The 22,973-nt window shown below is 43.5% G+C and carries 17 protein-coding genes and 2 pseudogenes; 13 read left to right on the top strand and 6 right to left on the bottom strand.

Annotated elements, in window-relative coordinates; genetic code table 11:
* Window positions 1–163 precede the first annotated feature (163 nt).
* The 7 genes and pseudogenes from HWQ38_RS11260 (at window position 164) to HWQ38_RS11230 (ending at window position 8,805) form a co-directional block, all read left to right on the top strand.
* The gene (locus HWQ38_RS11260) at window positions 164–1,171 is read left to right on the top strand and encodes a slipin family protein (protein WP_292793270.1); all 1,008 of its coding nucleotides are present in this window, start codon (window positions 164–166) and stop codon (window positions 1,169–1,171) included.
* A gap of 157 nt (window positions 1,172–1,328) precedes the next feature.
* A complete protein-coding gene (gene glgX, locus HWQ38_RS11255; protein ID WP_292793268.1) occupies window positions 1,329–3,536 on the top strand; it encodes a glycogen debranching protein GlgX in 2,208 nt (735 codons plus the stop codon).
* Entirely contained in the window at window positions 3,533–4,726 is a 1,194-nt protein-coding gene (locus tag HWQ38_RS11250; RefSeq protein WP_292793266.1) for an acetate/propionate family kinase, read from the top strand. Before glgX ends, HWQ38_RS11250 begins: the two co-directional genes overlap by 4 nt.
* 31 nt (window positions 4,727–4,757) lie before the next feature.
* A complete protein-coding gene (locus HWQ38_RS11245; protein ID WP_292793264.1) occupies window positions 4,758–7,250 on the top strand; it encodes a plasma-membrane proton-efflux P-type ATPase in 2,493 nt (830 codons plus the stop codon).
* A 15-nt stretch (window positions 7,251–7,265) separates the two neighbouring features.
* Window positions 7,266–7,397: a hypothetical protein gene (locus tag HWQ38_RS11240; RefSeq protein WP_292793262.1), complete on the top strand. Its 132-nt coding sequence runs from the start codon at window positions 7,266–7,268 to the stop codon at window positions 7,395–7,397.
* A gap of 207 nt (window positions 7,398–7,604) precedes the next feature.
* Window positions 7,605–7,985, top strand: a pseudogene (locus tag HWQ38_RS11235) (polyphosphate kinase 2 family protein); the annotation flags it as partial.
* A 157-nt stretch (window positions 7,986–8,142) separates the two neighbouring features.
* Complete coding sequence (locus HWQ38_RS11230; protein WP_292793260.1) at window positions 8,143–8,805, top strand: restriction endonuclease subunit R; 663 nt, start codon at window positions 8,143–8,145, stop codon at window positions 8,803–8,805.
* Between the two features lie 281 nt (window positions 8,806–9,086).
* On the opposite strand, the gene HWQ38_RS11225 is transcribed toward HWQ38_RS11230, so the two are convergent.
* The 3 genes from HWQ38_RS11225 to HWQ38_RS11215 all read right to left on the bottom strand — a co-directional run bounded on the left by HWQ38_RS11225 (window position 9,087) and on the right by HWQ38_RS11215 (window position 12,495).
* Window positions 9,087–10,793, bottom strand: a complete 1,707-nt coding sequence (locus tag HWQ38_RS11225) for a DUF262 domain-containing protein (RefSeq protein ID WP_292793258.1) — start codon at window positions 10,791–10,793, stop codon at window positions 9,087–9,089.
* Window positions 10,794–11,325: 532 nt separating this feature from the next.
* Window positions 11,326–12,027 (bottom strand): response regulator transcription factor, encoded by a 702-nt coding sequence (locus tag HWQ38_RS11220; RefSeq protein ID WP_292793255.1) that lies wholly within the window; start codon window positions 12,025–12,027, stop codon window positions 11,326–11,328.
* Between the two features lie 192 nt (window positions 12,028–12,219).
* Window positions 12,220–12,495 carry a sulfite exporter TauE/SafE family protein gene (locus HWQ38_RS11215; RefSeq protein WP_292793253.1) on the bottom strand — a complete coding sequence of 92 codons (276 nt, stop codon included), beginning with the start codon at window positions 12,493–12,495 and terminating at the stop codon, window positions 12,220–12,222.
* Window positions 12,496–12,799: 304 nt separating this feature from the next.
* Here HWQ38_RS11215 and HWQ38_RS11210 point away from each other — a divergent pair, with 304 nt between their 5' ends.
* The 4 genes from HWQ38_RS11210 to HWQ38_RS11195 all read left to right on the top strand — a co-directional run bounded on the left by HWQ38_RS11210 (window position 12,800) and on the right by HWQ38_RS11195 (window position 15,115).
* Window positions 12,800–13,636: a sulfite exporter TauE/SafE family protein gene (locus HWQ38_RS11210; protein WP_292793251.1), complete on the top strand. Its 837-nt coding sequence runs from the start codon at window positions 12,800–12,802 to the stop codon at window positions 13,634–13,636.
* Window position 13,637: 1 nt separating this feature from the next.
* Entirely contained in the window at window positions 13,638–14,027 is a 390-nt protein-coding gene (locus HWQ38_RS11205; RefSeq protein WP_292793249.1) for a DUF1634 domain-containing protein, read from the top strand.
* Between the two features lie 334 nt (window positions 14,028–14,361).
* Window positions 14,362–14,799 carry an Rrf2 family transcriptional regulator gene (locus HWQ38_RS11200; protein ID WP_292793247.1) on the top strand — a complete coding sequence of 146 codons (438 nt, stop codon included), beginning with the start codon at window positions 14,362–14,364 and terminating at the stop codon, window positions 14,797–14,799.
* A gap of 19 nt (window positions 14,800–14,818) precedes the next feature.
* On the top strand, window positions 14,819–15,115 hold the full coding sequence (locus HWQ38_RS11195) for a hypothetical protein (protein WP_292793245.1): 297 nt from the start codon (window positions 14,819–14,821) through the stop codon (window positions 15,113–15,115).
* Between the two features lie 23 nt (window positions 15,116–15,138).
* Here the strand turns inward: HWQ38_RS11195 and HWQ38_RS11190 are convergent, their stop codons facing one another.
* The gene (locus HWQ38_RS11190; RefSeq protein WP_292793244.1) at window positions 15,139–17,064 is read right to left on the bottom strand and encodes a transglycosylase domain-containing protein; all 1,926 of its coding nucleotides are present in this window, start codon (window positions 17,062–17,064) and stop codon (window positions 15,139–15,141) included.
* A gap of 552 nt (window positions 17,065–17,616) precedes the next feature.
* Between HWQ38_RS11190 and HWQ38_RS11185 the strand changes: the two genes are divergently transcribed.
* Window positions 17,617–19,017, top strand: coding sequence for an ATP-binding protein (locus HWQ38_RS11185; protein ID WP_292793241.1), 1,401 nt, complete (start codon window positions 17,617–17,619; stop codon window positions 19,015–19,017).
* Between the two features lie 364 nt (window positions 19,018–19,381).
* On the opposite strand, the gene HWQ38_RS11180 is transcribed toward HWQ38_RS11185, so the two are convergent.
* Window positions 19,382–21,973: a chloride channel protein gene (locus HWQ38_RS11180; RefSeq protein WP_292793367.1), complete on the bottom strand. Its 2,592-nt coding sequence runs from the start codon at window positions 21,971–21,973 to the stop codon at window positions 19,382–19,384.
* Between the two features lie 235 nt (window positions 21,974–22,208).
* Between HWQ38_RS11180 and HWQ38_RS11175 the strand changes: the two genes are divergently transcribed.
* Window positions 22,209–22,349: a hypothetical protein gene (locus tag HWQ38_RS11175; protein WP_292793239.1), complete on the top strand. Its 141-nt coding sequence runs from the start codon at window positions 22,209–22,211 to the stop codon at window positions 22,347–22,349.
* 209 nt (window positions 22,350–22,558) lie between these two features.
* On the opposite strand, the pseudogene HWQ38_RS11170 reads toward HWQ38_RS11175, so the two are convergent.
* Window positions 22,559–22,973, bottom strand: a pseudogene (locus HWQ38_RS11170) (hypothetical protein); the annotation flags it as partial.

Raw genomic sequence — 22,973 nt, 5'->3', positions numbered from 1 at the left:
TTGCCGCAAGGCGGAAGTCAAAAGTAGTGTGAGCGAGACGCTCACACGGGCAAGATGCCCGCACTACCAAAAACCCCTCAAAACAAAATTGACAGACTACTAGTTCAGAAAAAACGAATCACGGTTATCGAATTCAAGTGTCTAACTCATCAAGGTAATTGAAATGAAAACAATCAGCTCTTATCCATTATTTGGCTATCAACTTCGAGCGGGAAAGCTTATAGCGAGTACATCCCAAAGCACGGTAAATTCGTCATTATTTATGCAAAACTCCGTCCCGTATTACACTACTAACCCATTACTACTTTTAATGGTAATTATTGGTGTTGGAGGTGTGTTAGCTTCAATTCTTTCGAGCGCTATTAAGGTGGCGAATGAGTGGGAAAGATTGGTGGTATTGCGGTTAGGAAAATTCTTCGCTCTCAAAGGACCGGGACTCGTTTTCATTATTCCGATCATTGACACCATACCTTACCGGATTGACACTCGCGTGATCACCGCTTCTTTCCAGGCGGAGAAGACTTTGACTAAGGATACGGTGCCGGTTGACGTAGATGCAGTTTTGTTTTGGAAGGTTGTAGATCCTAAGAAAGCAGCTCTGGATGTCGCCGACTATAAAAGTGCTATTAGTTGGGCCTCCCAAACGGCTCTGCGGGATGTCATCGGCAAGACCATGCTATCAGATATGCTGGAAGGCAGAGAGAAGATTAGTAAGGATTTGCAGAAAATTATTGACGAGCGCACTGAGTCATGGGGTATCAATGTTATCTCAGTGGAAGTTAAGGATGTACTGATTCCCTCGGCTTTGGAGGATGCGATGTCGATGCAGGCTCAAGCGGAAAGAGAACGTCAGGCGCGTGTGATTCTCGGAGATTCTGAGCGACAGGTGGCAGAGAAATTTGGGGAAGCGGCTAAGACCTATATCAACAACCCTGTGGCTCTGCATTTGAGGGCGATGAATATGCTTTATGAGGGTTTGAAGGACAATGCCACGATTGTCATTGTACCCAGCACAGCCGTAGAAACTATGCAACTAGGGGGTCTTGCCGGGATGACAGCCTTGACTATGGGATTGGGGCAGGAGAAAAGCGAGATCAGAAAGCAAGAAGGCATTCAATCAATGAGGGATGTTGTAGAGCCAAATGGCACTAAATTAATCGCAAACCCTTAACGAACTTTGGGGGTTTAAGTCAAGTGTCTCTACAGGCAGCGCATTTTGTGTCGTGGTCTAAATCCCCGTCACAAAACGTAATTGCGAATTGCGAATTGCGAATTGCGAATTGGTTTAATCCGTGGGTGCTAATTTCCCATCTCTGGGCAGACTACCAATGAAAGATCCTTCACATGATCTGCACGATTATATCTCGGAGATATCCGCACGCGCTGGCGTGCGGGTGGGATCTCCTTTGCCTTTTGGAACCCAGGAAACTGGAGGAGGGGTGAATTTCGCCATTTTTAGCCGTGATGCCACCCGCGTTCGACTAGAGTTGTTTGACCATCCTGAAGACGCAGTGCCTACCAGGTCAATCGATCTCGATTCAGCGTGTAATCGCACCGGCGATGTCTGGCACGTTTGGGTGGAGGGAATCGTTTCTGGCCAATTCTATGCTTACCGCGTGGATGGAGCCTACGAACCCAGTGAAGGCCATCGTTTCAATTTCAACAAGCTTCTCCTCGATCCCTGTGCGATCGCGGTTTCGCAACTGCCTCCGTGGGATTTCGCCACGGCACGCGGCTATGACCCCTTGGCATCAGAGCCAGACCTGTCTTTCTCAAAGGTAGACAATGCCAAGTCGATGCCAAAATGTGTCTTTCTCAACGAGTCCTTCGAGTGGGATGGAGACTGTCCACCCCGGCATCCGTGGTCGAAGACCATTATTTACGAAATGCATATTCGTGGCTTTACCATTCATCCCAAGTCGGGCGTCGATCATCCGGGCACCTACCGAGGTCTGATGGAAAAGATTCCCTATCTCAAAACCCTGGGAGTGACGGCTGTAGAACTGATGCCCGTCCAGGAGTTCAATGATACTCCTATCCCGCGCCGGAATCCGCAAACCAATCAACTGCTCAGGAATTACTGGGGTTACGATCCCGTGGTTTTCTTTGCACCCAAAGCCTCCTACAGCAGTTCAGGCGGTTTAGGCCAGCAGAAGCTAGAGTTCAAGGAAATGGTTCGGGCTTTGCACAAGGCCGATATCGAAGTAATCCTGGATGTAGTGTTCAATCATACAGCAGAGGGCAATGAACTGGGTCCAACGCTCTGTTTTCGCGGAATAGCTAACGCGATCGCCTACACGCTAGCGGAGGACAAACGCTACTATAAGAACTACACAGGCACAGGCAACACCGTCAATGCTAATCATCCCGTGGTGCGAGACCACATCTTGGCCGCGCTTCGTTATTGGATGGTCGAGATGCATGTGGATGGATTCCGGTTTGACTTGGCATCGGTTCTTGGACGGGACGGTACCGGCAAGTTATTAGCTAATGCCCCTCTGCTCGAACGGATCGCCGAAGACCCGATCTTAAGAGACGTGAAAATCATTGCCGAGGCATGGGATGCCGGTGGTGCATATCAAGTGGGTAGCTTTTCAGAGCGGCGCTGGGCAGAGTGGAACGGGCGGTATCGAGACGATGTTCGGCGTTTCTGGCGTGGCGATGAGGGGATGCTCGGTTTGTTTGCCACCCGGATCTGTGGCAGCGCCGATATCTATACCAAGTCCGGCAAAGGACCTGAAGGCAGCATCAATTTCGTCACCTGCCACGACGGTTTCACTCTCAACGACCTGGTGAGCTATGGCCATAAGCATAATGAAGCGAATGGAGAGAACAGCCAGGATGGGACTGATACCAACTTTAGCGAGAACTACGGAGTTGAAGGCGAGACAACAGATGCCGCGATGCCTGCGGCGGGCGTAGCCATCGCGTCCATCAGAAAACGCCAGATCAAGAATTTTCTGCTGACCCTGCTGATATCGCGCGGTGTGCCGATGCTGCTCGGCGGGGACGAATTTCGTCGCACACAAGGCGGCAACAACAACGCCTACTGCCAGGACAACGCCACGAGTTGGTATGACTGGAGTTGTCTGGAACAGCACCAGGAGATTTTTCGTTTCACCTGTGGCATGATTGTCTTTCGGTGTGCCCATCCCATTCTGAGTCAGGAGAAATTCTATACGGATGCTGAGATCCAGTGGTTTGGCCCGCAAGGAGGCTTGCCCAATTGGACTGACCCCCAAGCAAAGCAGTTTGCCTGTCTGATCCATGAAGATGAGCAGCACGCACTTTGTCTGTTGTTCAATGCCAGTGTCGATGCGATCGATTTTCGGTTGCCCCCTCTACTGCCAGAGACTCGGTGGCATCTAGCCATCGATACTGGATGCGTTGCGCCACAAGACCTGTTCGCTGCGGGTGAGGAACCGCATTGGGAAAATCCAGACAATTACTCTTTGAAACCGCGATCGAGCGTCATTCTTCTGGCTCGATGCACGCACGATCAAGGGTTGCAGACAGCGTTCACGGAGGCCAAATGAAACCAGCTAACCCGCACATCCTGACGATTAATGGCGGCTCGTCGAGCATCAAGTTTGCGCTGTTCGAGTCCGGCGACTCCCTCCAACGGATTCTGGAGGGCGGGATTGAGCGGATTGGGCTGCCGGCTGCCAGTTTGCAGGTAAAAGGCTTGAACCCGGCGGACAACTTTTCGCGGTTAGTGTCGGCACCGGATCACACGGCGGCAGTGGACGCTCTGATGGATTGGATTGAAAAACATAGTGGGCGTGATGCCTTGAGCGCCGTAGGGCATCGCGTGGTGCATGGGGGACCCAAGTATAGCCAGCCGCAGCGAATTACTGCGGAAATGATTGAGGAACTGCATCAGCTAAGTCCATTCGACCCTGAGCATCTGCCGGAAGAGATATTGTTGACCGAGGCATTTCATCAGCGATTTCCAAATCTGCCCCAAGTGGCCTGCTTTGACACGGCTTTTCACCATGATTTGCCGCTTGTGGCTCGACTGTTACCGATCCCGCGTCGCTATGAGGCGCAGGGTGTACGACGCTACGGGTTTCATGGGTTGTCATACTCGTTCCTGATGGGAGAACTAGCCCGCCTGGACGGAACGGCAGCAGCACAAGGTCGGGTTATCCTCGCTCACCTCGGAAATGGCGCAAGCTTGGCGGCGGTGCATGACGGCAAACCCGTGGACACTAGCATGAGTTTTACGCCGACCGCCGGATTGCCGATGAGTACCCGTTCTGGCGATCTCGATCCGGGACTAGTTTGGTATCTGGCGCGTACTGAACAAATGAGCGCGAAGCAATTCAACGAGATGGTTAATTTCCAGTCCGGCTTGCTGGGAATATCCGAAATCAGTTCTGATATGCATGACTTGCTCGATCAGGAAATGCAGGACGAGCGGGCGGCGATCGCGATCGCCCTATTTTGCTACCAGGTCAAGAAATGGATCGGCGCATTCGCGGCGGCATTGGGCGGAGTGGACACATTGGTGTTCGCAGGGGGCATCGGGGAGAATGCCCCCACAGTCCGCGCCCGGATTTGCGATGGGCTGGGTTTCCTTGGCATCGAACTCGAAGCAAAGCGAAACGCAGCGAATGAGGACGTGATTTCTGCACAGACCAGCAGGGTTCCCGTCCGCGTAATTCACACAGATGAAGCACTGATGATTGCCCGCTTGGTCTGCCACACCCTTAAATTTGGCTGAAAAAAGGAAAAAATAAACCAAAGGAATACCCATGATCAAACCCGTTGCCGATCAGACCAAAGCTACCAAATCGAAGCCCGATGCGAAAGACGATCTGAAAACCCTGCCACTGCCGGAGGTGGAAAAAAAACTGGAGTCGTCGCCAGACGGACTCAGCCAAGCACAGGCGAAGAAGCGCCTGACTGAATATGGTCCTAACGAGATCGAGGAAAAGAAGACGAATCCATTCCTGAAATTCCTCACTTATTTCTGGGGACCGATCCCGTGGATGATCGAGGCGGCGGTGATTCTTTCGGGCGTGGTGCGGCACTGGCCGGATTTCTTCATCATCCTGTTGCTGCTAGTTACCAACGCTGTGGTGGCATTCTGGGAAGAAAGTGCTGCGGGCAACGCCATTACTGCTCTGAAGGCGAAGCTCGCGACCAAGACCCAGGTGAAACGAGATGGGAAGTGGATTACCCCGCCAGCGCGTGAGTTGGTGCCCGGCGATGTCATCCAACTGCGGCTTGGCGATATAGTGCCAGCAGATGCCCGCTTATTGGACGGCGATCCCATGTCGGTGGATCAGTCCGCGCTGACGGGCGAATCCCTGCCTGCCAAGTGTAACCCTGGCGACGCGGTGTTTTCCGGCTCGATCGTTCGTCGCGGTGAGAGCAGCGCACTGGTCTATGCCACGGGTGCGAACACCTACTTCGGCAAGACGGCGCAACTGGTGCAGAAGGCGCAAACTGTCAGCCATTTTCAAAAGGCGGTTTTAAAGATCGGCAACTACCTGATCCTCCTCGCCCTGGCTCTGGTGACGTTGATTATTACCGTCGCCATCTCCCGTGGCGACCCGATCCTCACTACGTTGCAGTTCGCTCTGGTGTTGACCGTAGCTGCGATTCCCGTGGCGATGCCAACAGTGCTGTCGGTAACGATGGCGGTTGGCGCACGCCTGCTCTCCAAGAAAAAAGCGATTGTCAGCCGATTGGTCGCTATTGAGGAACTGGCTGGTGTGGATGTGTTATGTGCGGACAAGACCGGCACCTTGACCCAGAACAAGCTGACGCTGGGTGATCCCTTCAGTGTGAATAATATTCCGGCTGATGAAATCATCCTCAATGGGGCGCTGGCGTCGCGCGCGGAAAACAACGACACCATTGATCTAGCCGTTTTGGACGGACTGAAAGACAAGGATTCGTTAAAGGCTTACGAGGTGGTTCACTTTACGCCATTCGACCCGGTGCATAAACGCACCGAAGCCAGCGTTAAAGCCAAAGACGGAAAAACTTTCAAAGTGACCAAGGGTGCGCCCCAAGTGATTCTAGCATTATCCACCAATGCTGGGCAGGTGAAGTCGGCTGTCGAGAAAGCGGTCAACGAATTTGCAACCCGTGGCTTTCGTTCGTTGGGCGTGGCGCGGGCTGAGGGCGATGGAAAATGGCAGTTTCTTGGTGTATTGCCGCTGTTCGATCCGCCACGGGAAGATGCCAAGGCAACCATTGCAAGCGCAGCAAAGATGGGCGTAAACATCAAGATGCTGACGGGCGATGCATTAGCGATCGCTCAGGAAACCGCCAAAAAGTTGGACATGGGCGCAAATATCCTCGATGCTGGTAGCTTGGGCGACTCGGAAAAGCAAGAGACATCAGAAGTGTCCGATTCCATTGAGAATGCCGACGGTTTTGCCCAGGTATTCCCCGAACACAAGTTCCACATTGTAGATGTCCTGCAAAAACACGGACATATTGTCGGTATGACGGGTGACGGGGTGAATGATGCCCCCGCGCTGAAGAAAGCCGACTGCGGCATCGCCGTTTCAGGCGCAACAGACGCAGCGCGGGCGGCGGCTTCCATTGTGCTGACAACGCCCGGACTGTCGGTGATTATTGACGCGATTAAGGAAAGCCGCCGCATTTTCCAACGGATGAACAGCTACGCGATCTACCGTATCGCCGAGACGTTGCGTGTGCTGTTGTTCATGACCTTGTCGATCCTGTTCTTTAACTTTTACCCGGTGACGGCGGTGATGATTGTGATGCTGGCGTTGCTCAACGACGGTGCCATCCTGTCCATCGCCTATGACAATGTTCATTACCGAGATAAGCCCGAGGCATGGGATATGCGCCTTGTGCTGGGGATCTCCACGGTGTTAGGCGTGATCGGGGTTGTCTCCGCGTTCGGACTGTTTTATCTTGGTGAGCGCGTCTTTCATCTCGATCGCGCACACATCCAGACACTGATGTATTTGAAGCTCTCCGTGGCTGGACATCTGACGATCTTCCTCACCCGCACACGCGGCCCGTTCTGGTCTATTCGTCCCGCGCGGATTTTATGGATAGCCGTACTTGGTACACAAGTCGTGGCGACGTTAATCGCGGTATATGGGCTATTTATGACGCCTCTCGGCTGGGGTTGGGCACTGTTCGTTTGGGGCTATGCGCTGGCGTGGTTCGTCGTGAATGACCGCGTGAAACTGCTCGCTTACCGGCTTTTGCTCCCACCACAGTCAAAACAAAGGAGTCCTCTAAAAAGCACTTGAGTATAGAGTCAAAATATGCCGCGAACACAGCGATTTTGTTTAGTTGCGGCATTTCTGATTCCTGTTTGGCTGGGCGCGACGCTGGGCTATTGGGGATTGCGCGGACAAACTGATTACAACAGGCACTTTGATGGTGGCGATCGTTGAAGAAATTCTTCCTGAAGCCCATCAAACTCAAGATACAAACTTATCTACCTTGACGTTTATCGGGAGTTTTGCATTTTAAATTTATTTTGAATAACTCACCAATTCTCTATTGTTCACAAAACTCTAGTTTCTATCAATATAAACAATATGTCTACTGATAAAGTTATCAAACTTTATATTTTGGATAAAAAGAATTTAAATCTGGTTCACTTTGAGAAATATCTAGTCAACAACGGAACTATCATCCTCAAATTTTTTCTGAATGTGTCTAAAGAAGAACAGGGAAAACGTTTTTTAGAACGGATTGACCGACCTGAAAAGAACTGGAAGTTCTCTGTTAATGATGCCAATGAACGTACTTTTTGGGATGACTATATGACTGTCTATGAGGATATGTTCAATCACACCAGTACAAAATATGCTCCTTGGTACATTATCCCCGCCGATCGCAAATGGTTTACTCGTCTGGTTGTGGCAGGTATCATTTACACGCAGTTAAAGGAACTGAATCTCAAGTATCCAAAGGTCAGCGAAGAACAATATCAAGGACTTTTAAATGCGAAGGAAATTCTGGAGAGCCAGAAATAAGGATGAAAATTGTTTGATTTTAGCGATCGCTATTCCTGTGAGTCGTGATTTTTACGCGATCGCTCTTTTGTTCTTAATATATCGTATATTAGGTATTGGAGCCTAGATCAAATGTCTAGACTTTTAAACTTCATGTAATTACTACAAGAATTTAACCGTGATTACAAATGCTAGTAGCCTTACCCTTGGCGCTCTCCGTCAAACTTTTGGCTTGAGACTCGACTCTAGCGATCGCTTTTTTGATGAATGGTTAAATAATGCGCCGACTCTAACCGAAGCGGAGCTACAAGGACTAGATCGCCTCACTCGAAACTATACCTATCTCAGTCAAGAAGAACCACCTCTCGAAGAAATTGTTAAGCTTGTAGTTATATCACCATTGCTAGATTTAGCAGGTTTCTATCAGTTTCCTTTTTTGGTAAAAGCAGAAGTAAGTACCAATATCGAAGTTGCAGACGAAGCTAATGCTATTGCAATTCAAGGCAGGATTGATATTTTGGTGATTCAAGATAGTTTTTGGATTTTGGTAATCGAGTCAAAGCCTGCAAGACTAGACGTTACGGCGGGAATTCCCCAAGCACTTACTTATTTGTTGAGCGCTCCCAACTTACAGTCAAGTTGTTATGGAATGGTTACAAACGGAAGAGAAGTATTGTTTTTGAAATGCGATAGCTTCGCTCGCCTCAGGCATCGCCACCAAAATGTCCCTCAATATACTCGATCCCATACTTATCGGTTACTTGAAAATACATCAGAACGTATCCAAGTTTTGCAGGGACTTAAACAAATTGGGGCTTATATTGGCGATTTGAGGAGTTAGGCGATCGCTATTTCTGTGAGTCATGATTTTTAGGCGATCGCTTAATAATTATTGGTCTTTGCGGCGGGATGCATCCTGAAAGGAATCGCCAACAACTTATCGGAACTCATCAACAAAGCTTACCATTTTTGCTTGCCTAATCTCGACTAGAAACAGACAAACTTAACGGACTTATCGGTTAGGCATGACGACAATGGCGCAGTCGGTTTGATCGATTTGTTCAACAACATTTTTTGCATTTATAAATTATCTGTTCTAAACATATAATTGGTAGTCCGAACTTATTTTTTATGCAAATTGGAATGAAAGAAACCCACAATTGATTCTAAAAATAATTTTTCTCTTGCTTCAATGTCGGTCTTTACCCAATCATCACTTGGGTATTTTGAAAGATCATTAACATTAGCAATGGGTGAGTCCTTATATTTATTTTTCTTTTGCCCGAAATAACCATTACCAGCTTGGATGTTTAATTTTTTTCCTATAGCCACTTTGTTTCCATATCGCTCCAAATAGACTTTTGCATCTTCGTGATTCCAGCCGTTGTAGTTAGCTGTATTCCAAACACGAGGGAAAATATGTTCAATCTGAAAATTGGAATCAATCTTGTCGCTTTGATTAGGATTTAGATAAGCGTGAAGCAAAATCATGGCGCGAGCAATTCTATTATTAGCCGTTTGAGCCAAAGTGGTCGAAAATTCTGAAGAAATTGAAGCGGTTATTGTAAGCGGCTTTCCTTTAAAAATATCAATGCAAAATTGGTAGCATGAATCCTTTATCGCATTTACTGTTGGCTTCTGAACAAACTCGGAAAACAGAAATGAAATTAATGTTCCGAGAAATTCCGAAAATTTTGTATGAAATGAATCCGAATCTTTATTTTTTAAAAAATATGCGCTCGTAACATATTTCCAGTATTCGTTTGGGTAATAGTTAAGGCAATGAAGATATTTAAACGACTGGCGAGAAATAAACTCTCGCTCCAGAAATTTCGATTCGCCTGCTTTCACCGTTAGCCAAAATTCTGCAAGCTCTTGCAATTCTTTCATAAAATCAGTTTGCTCTAATTTTTTGAATTTATTGTCAACGCCAGCATAAAATTTTCTTAAACCGATTTCTTTTGTTTTATCACTGTTTCTGCCGCGAATAACGTGTGAATAATATCGGAAGAGAGCATCCAAGCTCAACCTTGCATCATCGACTGTTTCAGTAAGCTCTTTCCATGAAGAAGTGAATTCTGATTTTCCCTCGGCAGTAGTCTTAGTGCGATAAAGTTGAGCTTTAAAAATGTCGGAATCCGAAAGCGGCATTCCTCGGTCGTTTAGGGTTGAAAATATGGTCAATGCGGTGTCTAGTTTTTCGCAATCAATTGGAAGTATAATGCAATTCTTTAAAATGGAAACACAAAATGCCTGCCAATGAATTGGATTGTGCATTGCGTATTCTTCACACATTGAAAAGAAATAATTATAATTCTTTGAATAAAGGTCGGTAGCGCTTGGCTTTGATTTTCCTGTCCGAAGAATCGCATGAAATACTTCATTGTCAGATTCGGTTGCAACCCGTGATTCTATGTGGATTAAACTGGTATCAGAGACTTTTCCCGAAATAGGATTAACGTCCCAAATACAGGGCGCAATTTGATTCTTGAGTCCAGTAATATTGTCGTCTTCAATTGCACTGTTTTCCAATTTTGAATAAAATGCCCTAAGAAGAAGCAAGAGTGAGGTGATACGCTGTTGCCCATCGATAACTTCAATTTCAATCTTTCCAGATTCATCATTTTTACAAGTGACAACCGTGCCTAGATAATACTCCTCACTTCCTATTCTTTCTTCAAAGAAACCAGTAAGATCCTGCCATAGAATTTCGCATTTTTCTAAATCCCATTTATATGGTCGTTGATAATCAGGAATAATGAATTTTGTTCCCTGCATTTCAGAAAATAGGCTACTTATACTTTTTTTCGTGACGTTAAGTTCCGCCATATTTTACTCCTTAAAAAATTATTCCTTCTGAACCCTGATATGATATTATCCTATGTCTTTGTAACACAACCACGTAAGATATCGACCAATCCCCTCAATTATCTAACTGCTAGAGGTTTTGCTGATAACTTAAGAACAAGGAAATAGGCGATCGCGTAACATAGAATTATAACTGACTTCAAAATGGCAAATTATATGCTATAAGCAAATATACGCGACAACCAAGAGCTTTCTCAGCTAATCCAACAAGCCAAGTCTAAGCGAGAAGCGATCGCCTTAGTCCAAGAAGGGCAACCAAAAGCAGTAGTCATCTCAGTTGCTCCCGACTTAATGAATTCTCGACATTTAAAAAGCTGGTTTACTAATTGCTTTTAGATAAAAATTAAAATTCCCCAAACCAATAATTAAATTGATTTGGAGAACTAATAGTGTTCTAGTGTAAAAGAAGAAGTTAACTTCAGTAATGTAATTGTAGTCTAACAATCAGTTGTAAAGATAAGAGGTAAATATCGGGTAGAAATCGGGTATTTTCCTAAAGCTGCTTTAAGCGATAGCCCAATCCATGAACTGTCTCAATAAAATCATCAGCAGCACCTACGTCTTTAAGTTTATACCGTAAACTCTTAATGTGAGACTTAACAGTTTCTTCGCTCGGAGGGTCATCAAGTGACCAAATACGCTCAATAATTCCGGCTCGACTTAGCACCCGCCGACCGCTAGAAACCATTAATTCTAAAAGAGCAAATTCTTTAGGTGTTAGATGTAAAGGCTTGTCAGAGTATGTGGCTTCATAAGTGCTAGAATTTAAACGCAGATTACCCCAACCAAAATCTGAAGAAGATGTTGCGGCACTATTGCGGCGCAACAGTGCGCGAACACGAGCCATTAACTCTGGCATTTCAAAAGGTTTAACCATATAATCATCTGCCCCAGCATCCAACCCGGTAATTTTGTCACCAAGGGTATCGCGTGCTGTTAACATGAGTACAGGTATTGTAATATTGCGCGATGAGCTATGTCTTGATGTAGGCGATCGCAAGCGTTGACAAAAACTTACACCATCTAGCTTGGGTAAGGTAATATCTAGTACCACCAAATCATATTCCAATACTTTAATGCAATCCCACGCTTCCTCTCCATCTTGGGCTATATCTACCACATATTGACGGTCAGTTAGGGCTTCCATCAGCATCTCTGCTAGCTGAACATCATCTTCGACTACCAAAATACGCATTGTGATAATATTTCTGTATTAAAAAATAGATAATACTATATTTTTTTTAGTAAAATAACTTTCCAATCAGGTTTCTTATAATAAAGTGAGTTAGACAGGGGAACAACTTTTACAAGTAAGAATCCCTAAATAAGACGATGACAAGGAGTAAATAAGATGTATTTTTTAATGAGCTTGAACAAAATTGCTGAGTTACAAAGTGGAATCGCCTACATTTGTAAACAGTACTCTGATAGCACTAACAAGCAGTAAAACTCCAAATATTCTCGCCAATATCACATTAGATAATCCTGTTCCTATTTTGGCACCCAGCCATCCACCTAATACAAAACCCAAGCAGAGCAATCCTGCTATTTTAAAGTCTACATATCCTTGCTTGTAGTAAGTCCATGCAGCCAAAATATCAATCGGAGGAACAAGCAAAGCTAATGTTGTACCCTGAGCTTGGTGTTGAGATAAGCCAAACACGAAAATAGTTATAGCATAAATATGACGTTCATAAAACTACTATATTTTCCTAGCTTTACAGTAGTTTAGCTGGTTAAATATCTGTTTTATAAATTTGATAAAAATTTAGTTGAATAGACTATAAAGAATTTGTCATTTTGACAGTTTTTTCAATGCTTATATATAATATAATTAAAAATTTTGATTAAATTAATAAGAAAAAATATTTGTTTTTATAAATGAAAAAATATAAAGTAAAACCAACCAACCAGTGTGAAACTAATTGGTGTTTTTACCCATAAAGCCAAATAGTGGAGAACAAACCTTGAATACTCTGGATTTTTCGCTATTAGTATGGTTTGGCTCTTTGAGCGCTGGATTTTTAGGAGCCTTGACAGGCTTGGGTGGTGGAGTAGTAATTGTTCCTTTCCTATCTGTAGTTTGTAGAGTGGATCTCCACTATGCTATTGGTGCTTCCTTAGTATCTGTGATTGCTACATCTAGTGGAGCAGCTTCTGCTTATGTAAAGGAAGGTTACACTAATATGCGGCTAGGGATGTTCCTAGAAATAGCAACAACCTTTGGCGCTATAGCTGGAGCGGTTGTGGCAGCGAAGATTTCTACTGGAGCGATCGCTATTGTGTTTGGGATTGTTTTACTTTATAGTGCGTACCTATCTCGTAAACCCTACTCCGAAAACATCGATAATTTACCGCCAGATCCCCTGGCAACACGCTTGAAGCTAAATAGTACTTATCCAACTTCTACGGGAGAACAATCTTACAACGTGCGTGGTGTTCCCTTTGGATTTGGGCTAATGTTTATAGCTGGTGTATTTTCCGGCTTGCTAGGTATTGGTTCGGGAGCGCTCAAGGTGCTGGCAATGGATCAAATAATGCATATTCCATTCAAAGTTTCCACAACTACCAGCAATTTCATGATTGGAGTAACAGCAGCTGCTAGTGCAGGAATATATCTAAACCGAGGTTATATCGACCCCGGATTAGCAATGCCAGTGATGTTGGGAGTACTGTGTGGTGCTGTATTGGGGGCGCGAGTACTTGTCAGAGCCAGGGTACAACTTTTGCGAAATATTTTCAGTGGTGTGATTTTGGTACTGGCGCTGGAAATGATCTACAAAGGTCTAACTGGGAGGCTTTAAAATGGTTCTAAACAGACGTACTAAGTTTGAGCAGCGTTTTGAGCAATTTATTGGCAATCTGTTAAGAGTCGGGGTCATCCTTGCTACCGTTCTGGTTCTAACGGGTGGAATTTTGTACTTAATTCGCCACGGGACAGAGGTTCCTAATTACCAGTTTTTTCGGGGAGAACCAGCAGAGTTTCGCACTCCAGCCGGGGTAAAAACATCAATATTATCAGGTCGTAACCGAGGCATTATTCAACTAGGACTACTGCTACTGATTGCTACTCCAGTTATGAGAGTGTTTTTTTCTCTGTTAGCCTTTGTTCGACTAAAAGATTATACCTATGTAATTGTGACTCTAATTGTACTGACTGGGCTAATTTACAGTCTTATTGGAGAAAATTCTTAGATAGGTCTAAGTTGGCTTCCTATTACTTATGTTACTCTTGTATAAAGAATAGATACTCCTGTCTCCCTTATGACAAGCTGTTGGAGCCGAGGGAGCAGAAGGCGAAAGGTGCAAGGAAAAAATAATAGTTAGTACAATACTTTCTTTAATAGCTTCAAGAGTTTATTAGAACAGTGTTAGAAGTTGAAAACTCGCACACATACCTTTAAATTACTATTTTGTCAATCATTCTTATTTATCTTTTTGAAAAAAAATCAAAATAGCTCGTATTACTTTATTACTTTAGAGTTTAGATAGAATTACAAGTTTAAAAGCTTGTATAGTATCTAGCCTGATGAGACTACCAAATAAATTTGAATACTCACTTATAGCGATGTTGGCATTGGTAGATTCCTACCAGAATGGCGATCCAATGCAAATTAAACAAATAGCAGAGCTAAAAAGTATACAAAATCGCTACTTAGAACAACTACTAGCAACATTAAGATGTCGAGGTTTAATTAATAGCATACGTGGCGCGAAGGGCGGCTACATCTTAGCACGTGACCCCCGAAAAATCACAGTTTTAGATGTTTTGACTGCCATAGAGGGAGTAGAGATTGATGCACCTGCCAACAATACAACTATTGAAACTATGGAATCGGGCATAGTGGAGGAGGTTTGGCAAGAAGCCTGTCAATCAGCTAACTTAGTTTTCCAAAAGCATTCACTCCAAGACCTTTGGGAAAGACGGTCTAAACGTCAACAAAGGGAACTTATGTACTATATATAAAAAGGTAAATATTGTAACAATGTTTAACAATAATCTTTTTTCCGAACCTTTTGGTGAAACAACTGATGTGGAAATTTGGCTTAGTCGGGCTGGGCTAAAATTTGAAGACTTAGGTAATGATCTCACTAGTGTAGCCATTCGTAAGCAATGGCGGGAATATCAAGCGGCAGTGCAAAGATGCTGTGCAACCTTGCATCAACCACCAGAACGTGTTCAACTGAGTGGCGTTTATCAAAAGTTGAGAATACCTACTAGTGAAGCAATGAGGTATAAAGTTCTGAAGACTTGCTGTGAGGTTTTCATCTGGAAAAATTAAATGCGTCTCAGCTTAGAACATTTTTAATTTGATTTCGGACGAGGAAAATTAGAAGGTGGCTGGAAGTTTTCTACTGGTACACCCTTAAGTGCCTTATGCATAAAATCACGCCAAATAGGAGCAACCATACCTCCGCCTGTCGCGTGGCTAGATAATTGTCGGTTGTTGTCCCTCCCTACCCAAATGGCAGTTGTTAACTGCGGTACCGTACCAATAAACCAAATATCTTTCTCTGAGGAAGTTGTACCTGTTTTTCCTGCAACTGGACGACCTATATCTGCACCTCTACCAGTTCCTTCTTTAACTACCGTTTGCATTACGTCTAAAATTGCTGCTGATGCCCAAGGGTCAAGAACTCGCTGAGGTTTAGGAGTATTATCTATTAACACATTGCCACTACCATCAGTAACACGGGCAATAATCGTTGGAGGCGATCGCCAGCCGTAATTAGCAAAAGTTGCATAAGCGCTAGCCATTTCTAATGGTGTCACACCGATCGCACCTAGTGGTAAAGAACTCACCGGTTCCATCGGACTCATAATTCCCAAAGTACGGCAAGTTTCAATAACTTTATTCATACCCACAGCTTTGCCAATTTTGACTGCGGGGACATTACGAGACTGGGCTAGGGCTGTACGAATCGGTATTGCTCCCATAAATGTATTATCGTAGTTTCGGGGATAATACCAACCGTTACCATCACGATAACTAACTGGAGTATCTAGGATTGTTGTATTTGGTGTAAATTTACCACTAGCAAAGGCAGTATAGTAAACAAACGGTTTAAAAGAAGATCCTGGCTGACGGTGGGCTTGAGTTGCTCGGTTAAATTCGCTAGTTTTTGAATCTACACCACCCACTAATGCTTTGATAAAATGTGTGCGAGGATCAATTGCCACTAAAGCCATTTGATTATTGTTTAATCCCTCACTTTCAAGAGTTTGATGCCACTTCTTGATAGTTTCTTCTGCCATCATTTGGAAGCCTGCATCTACTGTGGTTTGTACGTGCATTCCTCCTTTGAGCAACGTTTCATGCCCAAACTTTTTAATTAATTCCTGGGCTACAGTATTGGTAACGTAAGGCAAAGCACTACCTTGAAATGACTTGATTTCACCAAGTTTTATTTGTTGTTTGAGAGCATCATTATACTCTTGTTGAGTAATCCAATTTAATTCCAACATTCGCCCCAATACTTCTTTTTGTTTTTGTTTTGCCAACTTCATGCTGACAAAGGGGCTAAATTCTTCTGGAGCTTGAATCAAACCGGCCATCATTGCTGATTCGCCCAGAGTCAAATTTTGTGCTGATTTTTTAAAGTAAGTGCGTGCTGCTGTCTGAACACCATAGTTATTGTGACCCCAGTAAACTTGATTGAGGTACATCTCTAATATTTGGTCTTTACTGATAACTTGCTCTAAGCGAATTGCTAATACTGCTTCTACTATTTTTCGGGTAAAAGCGCGTTTTTGAGATAAGAAAATATTTTTTACTAACTGCATGGTGATTGTAGAACCACCCTCTCGCACTTCCCCAGATGCAAAATTGACTAATGCAGCACGTCCAATACCACCGGTATTAATACCATGATGCTCGTAGAAGCGACTATCTTCACTAGCTAATACTGCTCGTATTAAATTGGGGGAAATTTGATCTAAAGGCACTAATTGGCGATTAGCTTCCCCATGTATACGTGTTAAAAGCTTGCCTTTAATATCATAAATATAAGTTGTTTCTGAAGGTATAAAGTTTCGTAGTTGTCTAACATCTGGTAAATCGCGGAAACTAATAGCTAAACCCACTAGTCCTCCAGCCAGCACGGAACTTGATAGCATAGTAATTGATAAGAGTGTGCCACCAGTTACTTGACCGACTCTTTTGAAAAACTCAAAACTAGGTAAAGTCTGAATTTTGGATTGTTTCTCTTCAAAAGTTTTAAACGAAGACACGGCAATTTAATTTCCTCACTTATATTTTTAAATCCTCAGTATGATGCCTAAAAATTAGAGATGATAGAATAAGATAATCAGAGTTTATTTCATGAAAATCTATCAACCCGCTTTGATTTAGATAACTCACTTGGTTTAGCAGATAATGGTCAAGAAGGGTTTGGCTTTTTGAGTTGTAATGAGTTTTTTAAAATAAAACATGAGTCTTACTATATAAATAGGACTTACGCAAAACTATACACGGTAGGGGCAATTCATGAATTGCCCCTACCTCAAAATCAGGGTTTTAGCTATTGTTTGCGTAAGTCCTGATAAAATTAAAATTCTCCAAACAAACAATTAAATTTATTTGGAGATATTTTAGTGCAAGAGAGTTTTAATTTAATTACTATTTTAACAACTGGTTGTGGAGATAAAAGGCAAAAATCGGGTAGAAATCGGTTAGTAAGAAAGTTTTTTAACTAAGCTTAATATTGGAAAAATCTTTACTTTGATGTAAGGTCTTGGATAAGATATGGACTCTGAACCATTAATGATTAATTAATTTTTTCTATGAAATGGTCACTGGAAAGGAAATGGATTGCCTCTGGCTTTGGCTTGAGCTTATTATTAATGGGTACAGCTAGTCTTATTTCTTACCAAAATGCTACTCAGTTAATTGAAAGTAGCAATCAAGTGAAGGACACACATGAGGTAATGAAAAATGTTATTGACATCTTCGCTACACTAACCGATGCAGAAGCCGGACGCAGGGGTTATATTCTTTATAGAGAGCAATCAGAACTCAAACGTTACTATCAGGCAATGCAAAGCCTGGATGCCAAAGTTAAAAAATTGCAGCAACAACTTGCTGATGACTCTTATCAACAGCAGCAAATAACGAAGCTAAAATTCCTTATTGCTCAAAGAGTTCAATTATCTAAACAGTCGATTAACCTCAGAGAAGCAGGTAAATCAAGCTTTGCTATTCAAGCACCTTTAGTTACTCAAAGTAACCAAAACCGTAATCAAATCCGCGAAACGCTTACTCAAATGCAAGCTAGGGAGGAACAGTTACTGCAAATCTCGGTCAGACATTCCCAAGAGAATATCCGCAACCGGATGTTGATTGAATTTCTCAGTACTTTCTTGAGTTTTGCCATTTTATTAGGCGTTTATGCTTTGCTTTATCAACAATTAGTAAAGCGCCAAGAAGCAGAAGCTATTCAACAGACTTTAGCTCAAGAAAAAGAACTTAGCGAATTGAAGTTACGCTTTTTTTCAATGGTATCCCATGAATTTCGTACACCATTGAGTATTATATTAGGGTCGGCTCAACTATTGGCTCAAAGTAATCAGCAGTGGACGGAAGAGAAGAAACTTAAAAATCTGTATCGCATTCAATCTTCTGCTAGGTCAATGAACCAGTTACTAACCGATATTTTAACTTTGACTAGGGCAGAAGCTGGGAAATTAGAATTTCATCCAGAACTGATAGATTTGGAAGCATTTTGCATTAATTTGATAGAAGACCTCCAATTTTCTAATCAACAACAGCATACTATTAAATTTATCAGCCAAGGGAACTGTACTCATGCCAAATTAGACGAAAATATACTTTATTCCGTTCTGAGTAACTTACTCTCAAATGCAATTAAATATTCACATCCAGAGGGAAGTATTTTCTTAACTCTTAGTTGTGAATCATCCGCAATATTTTTCCAAGTTAAAGATAATGGGATAGGAATTCCTGGCGAATTTCAAGAGCATTTATTTGAGCCTTTTCATCGTGCTAATAATGTAGGCAAGATTGTTGGCAGTGGACTAGGACTTGCTGTGGTTAAAAAGTGTTTAGAAATACATCATGGAGAAATTTATGTAGATAGCGAAGTAGGAGGCGGAACAAGTTTTACGATAAAATTTCCCCAACAGGGAACAGTAATAGTCAAGAGTAAATTAAGTAGTCATGATTAAACTTAAATTTTCTTGGTTATAAGGTTTTTATCCTTACTATTTAACAAATTCATTTCGAGAGAAAGATGTCAAAAATATACCTGTTAATACAAAATATAATTAGAAAAAACTAAGGTTAATTTGGAATGAACAATGCCACACGTATTACTTGTAGATGATGAAGCGGCTATTTGCGACAGTCTTACCTATACACTAATACCGTTCAGTTAAGCCCAAAAACCTTGGTAAAGACGCGAAATTTTACGTCTCTACAGGTCTAAAATCAGTACCAAAAATCCTTAACTGAACTGTATTGAGTTATACAGTACAAAAAGAAGGTTACACGGTGACTACAGCCGCCGATGGACGGGTTGCGCCTATGTAATTAAGTTTTTACCATGATAACCGTACAATTACTCTTGCGAGAAATATTCTCGGCAATATTTCCTTGAATCGCTTGTTGCAGTAGGCTTTCACGGCTAGCTCCCAGAACAATAACATCACTATTGTCTTGTTCTGCACACTTGAGGACAGCATCAGAAACAGAATTGGCACGAACTGGAGTAGCTACCACTTTACCACTAACTCGGCGTTGCAGAAAGTGAACAGATTTATCTAGTAATGTTGTATCAGGAATGGAGTTATTAGGCTGGAAAACCTGACATAGCTTGATTTGAGGTGATGTACTTAAAGAAGCCAGAGCAGGTAATAACTTAATTGCTTGGCTGGAGTTAGGGCCACCTGCCATTGGCAACAACCAACGGTCAAAGGATCTTTTATCATCTAATTTAGCCAAGATAACATCACAACCTGCCTGTCGAATTATGGTATCCACCACTCGGCTAAAAACTCTACCAGGAGTTGATGTACTGCCTTTCCATCCCATCAGCACCAAATCAATATGTCTATCTTTGACAGTCTCTAAAATTGCCCCAGCAACATTATGTGTAACTCGGATTTGGGTGTGAATGGGAATCCGCCATTTCTCTCCTAATAATATTGCCTGTTGCAAAAGTTGAAGACTTTTGGCGGTTTGTACTCGTGTTTCCGATGGGATGCGGCTAGACGGAACGATAATCACTTGTAGGCATTCTATTTCGTAATTGCGATCTTTGGCGATCGCAACTGCCATTTCTAATAAAGTCTCAGCTGTCTGGGGATGTGAAAGTGGTACTAACAACCTTCCTTTGCCTGTAGCTGGAGCGCGAGTTTGGTAAACCACATAAGAAGGTGCTGATTTACGTTCTATTTGTTCGCTATTACCACTCAGTTGCTCTGCTTCTACACGGATAATATCACTACGAGTAATAATTCCTATGAGCTTGCGACCTTCTGTAACAGGCAAGCAGCTGAGGTGATAACGATTGAGTATATGCAGTACATGAGCCAGTGTAGCTGTGGGAGTTACTGTCACTGGCTCTGGTGTCATAATCTTGCTAATAGTTGTATCTTTGCCTAACTGTTGCGAAGCAATATTAACTAAATCTTTTTGAGTAATAATACCAACAACTTTACCATTCTCTAAAACTGGGAAGTTGCGATGGTGAGAGTCAGAAAATGCCTGTACTGCTTCATCAGTACTCATTTGGCTAGAGAGAGTTTCCACACGCCGTTGCATCACATCTACAGCACTCAGTTGTGCTAGAAGTCCCTCTGTGCTAGGCTCCTTGGTGATGTGAATCCCTTTCCACTCTAGTAGAAGGTCGTAGAGCGATCGATGGTCAATTTTTTCTGCTACTAAATAGGCAACCACAGACGCAATCATTAGCGGTAGCACCAGATTGAAATCTGTTGTCATCTCAAATACAATGACGACTGCTGTAATTGGTACCTTAGAGACGGCGCTAAAAAAGGCAGCCATGCCGACATGAGCATAGACTGTTGCAGCACTCATTCCCAGTAAACTGTGTTCAACAGCACCCACTAAGTAACCAAGGGCGGCTCCCAACACCAAGGTTGGAACTAGTAAACCCCCTGGCGCTCCAGAGCCGTAGGTAAAAATAATTAGGGTAAACTGAACTAAAAGAGCGATCGCTGCAAATGACCAGTTAGTATTACCCGCAAGCAAAATTTCTCTCAGCCCAGCATGATCCCGAAAGGCAGCAGGTAACAAGGCGATCGCCAAACCACTGACTAACCCAGCAATTCCAATTCGCCAGGGTAAACTCACATGTAGCAGGCGGCGGTTAATTGCTAGACTCTCAAGGATACCTTTATTAAATAGAATGCCTAGAAGTCCCGCCAGTACTCCCAAAATCAAGTAGAAAGGGATTTCCTGAGCGAAGAAAGTTGTATCGGGAAGACCTAAATTTAAATGATTTAGATCCAGGTTGTGGCTACCATAAAGCCGGGAGATGACTGAAGCGATGAAAGAAGCCAAAATCGCAGTACCAAGAGTGATACCTGACACATCTTGGAGCAATTCTTCCACTACAAAAAGCACACCTGCGATCGGTGCATTAAAAGCCGCAGCTAATCCCGCCCCGGCTCCGGCGGCGATCAGTTGGCGACGATGCTCTGGTGAAGTCGGTACCCAGTTACTAAGTTGATTTGCCAAGGCTGCCCCAATTTGGACAGTTGGCCCTTCCCGTCCCAAAGGCATTCCCGAACCCAACACTAATGTAGCGCTGATCAACTTGACCAAAGCAATCCGCAGATTTAACGGCATTGGTACGCGAGCCAATACCGCTTTCACTTCAGACATCCCACTACCTGATGCTTCCGGTGCAAAACGCTCTACTAGCCAACCAGCTAAAAGTCCCCCTACTAGTCCAATACCTGGTAGCACCAAGTAGGCAGGCCAATGGTAAGAAACACGCACTCGCAATGCGCCTGCCCAATCCACTGCCTGTCCTAACAGAACTGCCGCTAACCCAGAAACTAGACCAATCAGGCAAGCTTCCACGAAAGCCAAGCGCCTCGGTTGAAGCAGTTGACGGGAAAGCCTCAACCAGAGAATTTTACCCCTGGCTAACATATTTTTAGCAATCACTTGTCACCAATGAAGGTATATAAATGTCTGAAATGTCTTACCGTTCACCCTATTCATAGCTTTTCGTAAAAAAATGAAATCAGAATGAAATTTTTCTATGTCTAAAGATAGATATGTGCAGTATCAGTACAAAACTTGTGACATCTTGTACTGCTTGAAGGTGGGTATTTGTTAGCGGCTCTTCTGATTTTATTTTTGCTGTCGCACTACTCAAATCTATATGAATGCAACATTTAATAGGCTGCTTGAGTGGTTACGAGATTATATATCCGTAGATACTGTTACACTCCTACTTTCAGTTGCAGACCTACAGAGTTTAGCTGTACAAGCAACCATTGGACTAGAGGAAGAAATTACATAACAAATCCGTATCCCTATCGGGCGGGGCATTGCTGGTCATATTGCCGCCAGTGTTGAGCCGATGATGGTTAATAATCTGTCAGCAGTAGAGGTCGTGAGTCCAATTTTACTGAGCGCGATGTACAGCAATTACAACTTATTGCACATCGTCTTGGGTTGATCATAGCGGATGCCAGACTTTAAACTTCGTGGGCGATGCGATCGCTACAACTAGGAAGGAGAGCTTTTCACCCAGACATTATGGTTGTGATAAAAATCACCACGCTGTTCTAATGTAAACCCACCCAGCAATAATCCCAACCATACTTCTACCATCGGCATTTGCAACACACGTTGCAGTTTAACTAAAGAAATCTCATCTTTGACATTTATCAGGTGGTTAGCGATCGCGCTCTGCCATTTTTGGACATCCTCATCTGATGCCAAATTGCGAACATCTTCTAAAGTTGTCACCTCATTGAGCATTGCCAAAACATTCGCTTTTTCAACAGGTGCTACTACAGAATCACCCAACTCAGTAGGATATGAAAATTGGTGTGGGCCGTGTGGTTTAAAGGTTTGTGGTGTTTCCGGTTCAATCAAATCATCTAAATCCAGATGCATTGTTGTCCGCACTAGACCAGCA

Source organism: Nostoc sp. NMS7, from assembly GCF_017115085.1.
Classification (GTDB): domain Bacteria; phylum Cyanobacteriota; class Cyanobacteriia; order Cyanobacteriales; family Nostocaceae; genus Nostoc.
The sequence above is the reverse complement of the archived record's forward strand: the minus strand, read 5'-3'. Positions and strand labels throughout refer to the sequence as shown.

Bases quoted from the DNA above. Each gene is read 5' to 3' on its own strand.
- HWQ38_RS11220 (WP_292793255.1), bottom strand. From the start codon at position 12,027: ATGCGTATTTTGGTAGTCGAAGATGATGTTCAGCTAGCAGAGATGCTG.
- glgX (WP_292793268.1), top strand. From the start codon at position 1,329: ATGAAAGATCCTTCACATGATCTGCACGATTATATCTCGGAGATATCC.
- HWQ38_RS11200 (WP_292793247.1), top strand. From the start codon at position 14,362: ATGAGACTACCAAATAAATTTGAATACTCACTTATAGCGATGTTGGCA.
- HWQ38_RS11260 (WP_292793270.1), top strand. From the start codon at position 164: ATGAAAACAATCAGCTCTTATCCATTATTTGGCTATCAACTTCGAGCG.
- HWQ38_RS11195 (WP_292793245.1), top strand. From the start codon at position 14,819: ATGTTTAACAATAATCTTTTTTCCGAACCTTTTGGTGAAACAACTGAT.
- HWQ38_RS11225 (WP_292793258.1), bottom strand. From the start codon at position 10,793: ATGGCGGAACTTAACGTCACGAAAAAAAGTATAAGTAGCCTATTTTCT.
- HWQ38_RS11240 (WP_292793262.1), top strand. From the start codon at position 7,266: ATGCCGCGAACACAGCGATTTTGTTTAGTTGCGGCATTTCTGATTCCT.
- HWQ38_RS11185 (WP_292793241.1), top strand. From the start codon at position 17,617: ATGAAATGGTCACTGGAAAGGAAATGGATTGCCTCTGGCTTTGGCTTG.
- HWQ38_RS11180 (WP_292793367.1), bottom strand. From the start codon at position 21,973: ATGTTAGCCAGGGGTAAAATTCTCTGGTTGAGGCTTTCCCGTCAACTG.
- HWQ38_RS11175 (WP_292793239.1), top strand. From the start codon at position 22,209: ATGAATGCAACATTTAATAGGCTGCTTGAGTGGTTACGAGATTATATA.
- HWQ38_RS11250 (WP_292793266.1), top strand. From the start codon at position 3,533: ATGAAACCAGCTAACCCGCACATCCTGACGATTAATGGCGGCTCGTCG.
- HWQ38_RS11245 (WP_292793264.1), top strand. From the start codon at position 4,758: ATGATCAAACCCGTTGCCGATCAGACCAAAGCTACCAAATCGAAGCCC.
- HWQ38_RS11205 (WP_292793249.1), top strand. From the start codon at position 13,638: ATGGTTCTAAACAGACGTACTAAGTTTGAGCAGCGTTTTGAGCAATTT.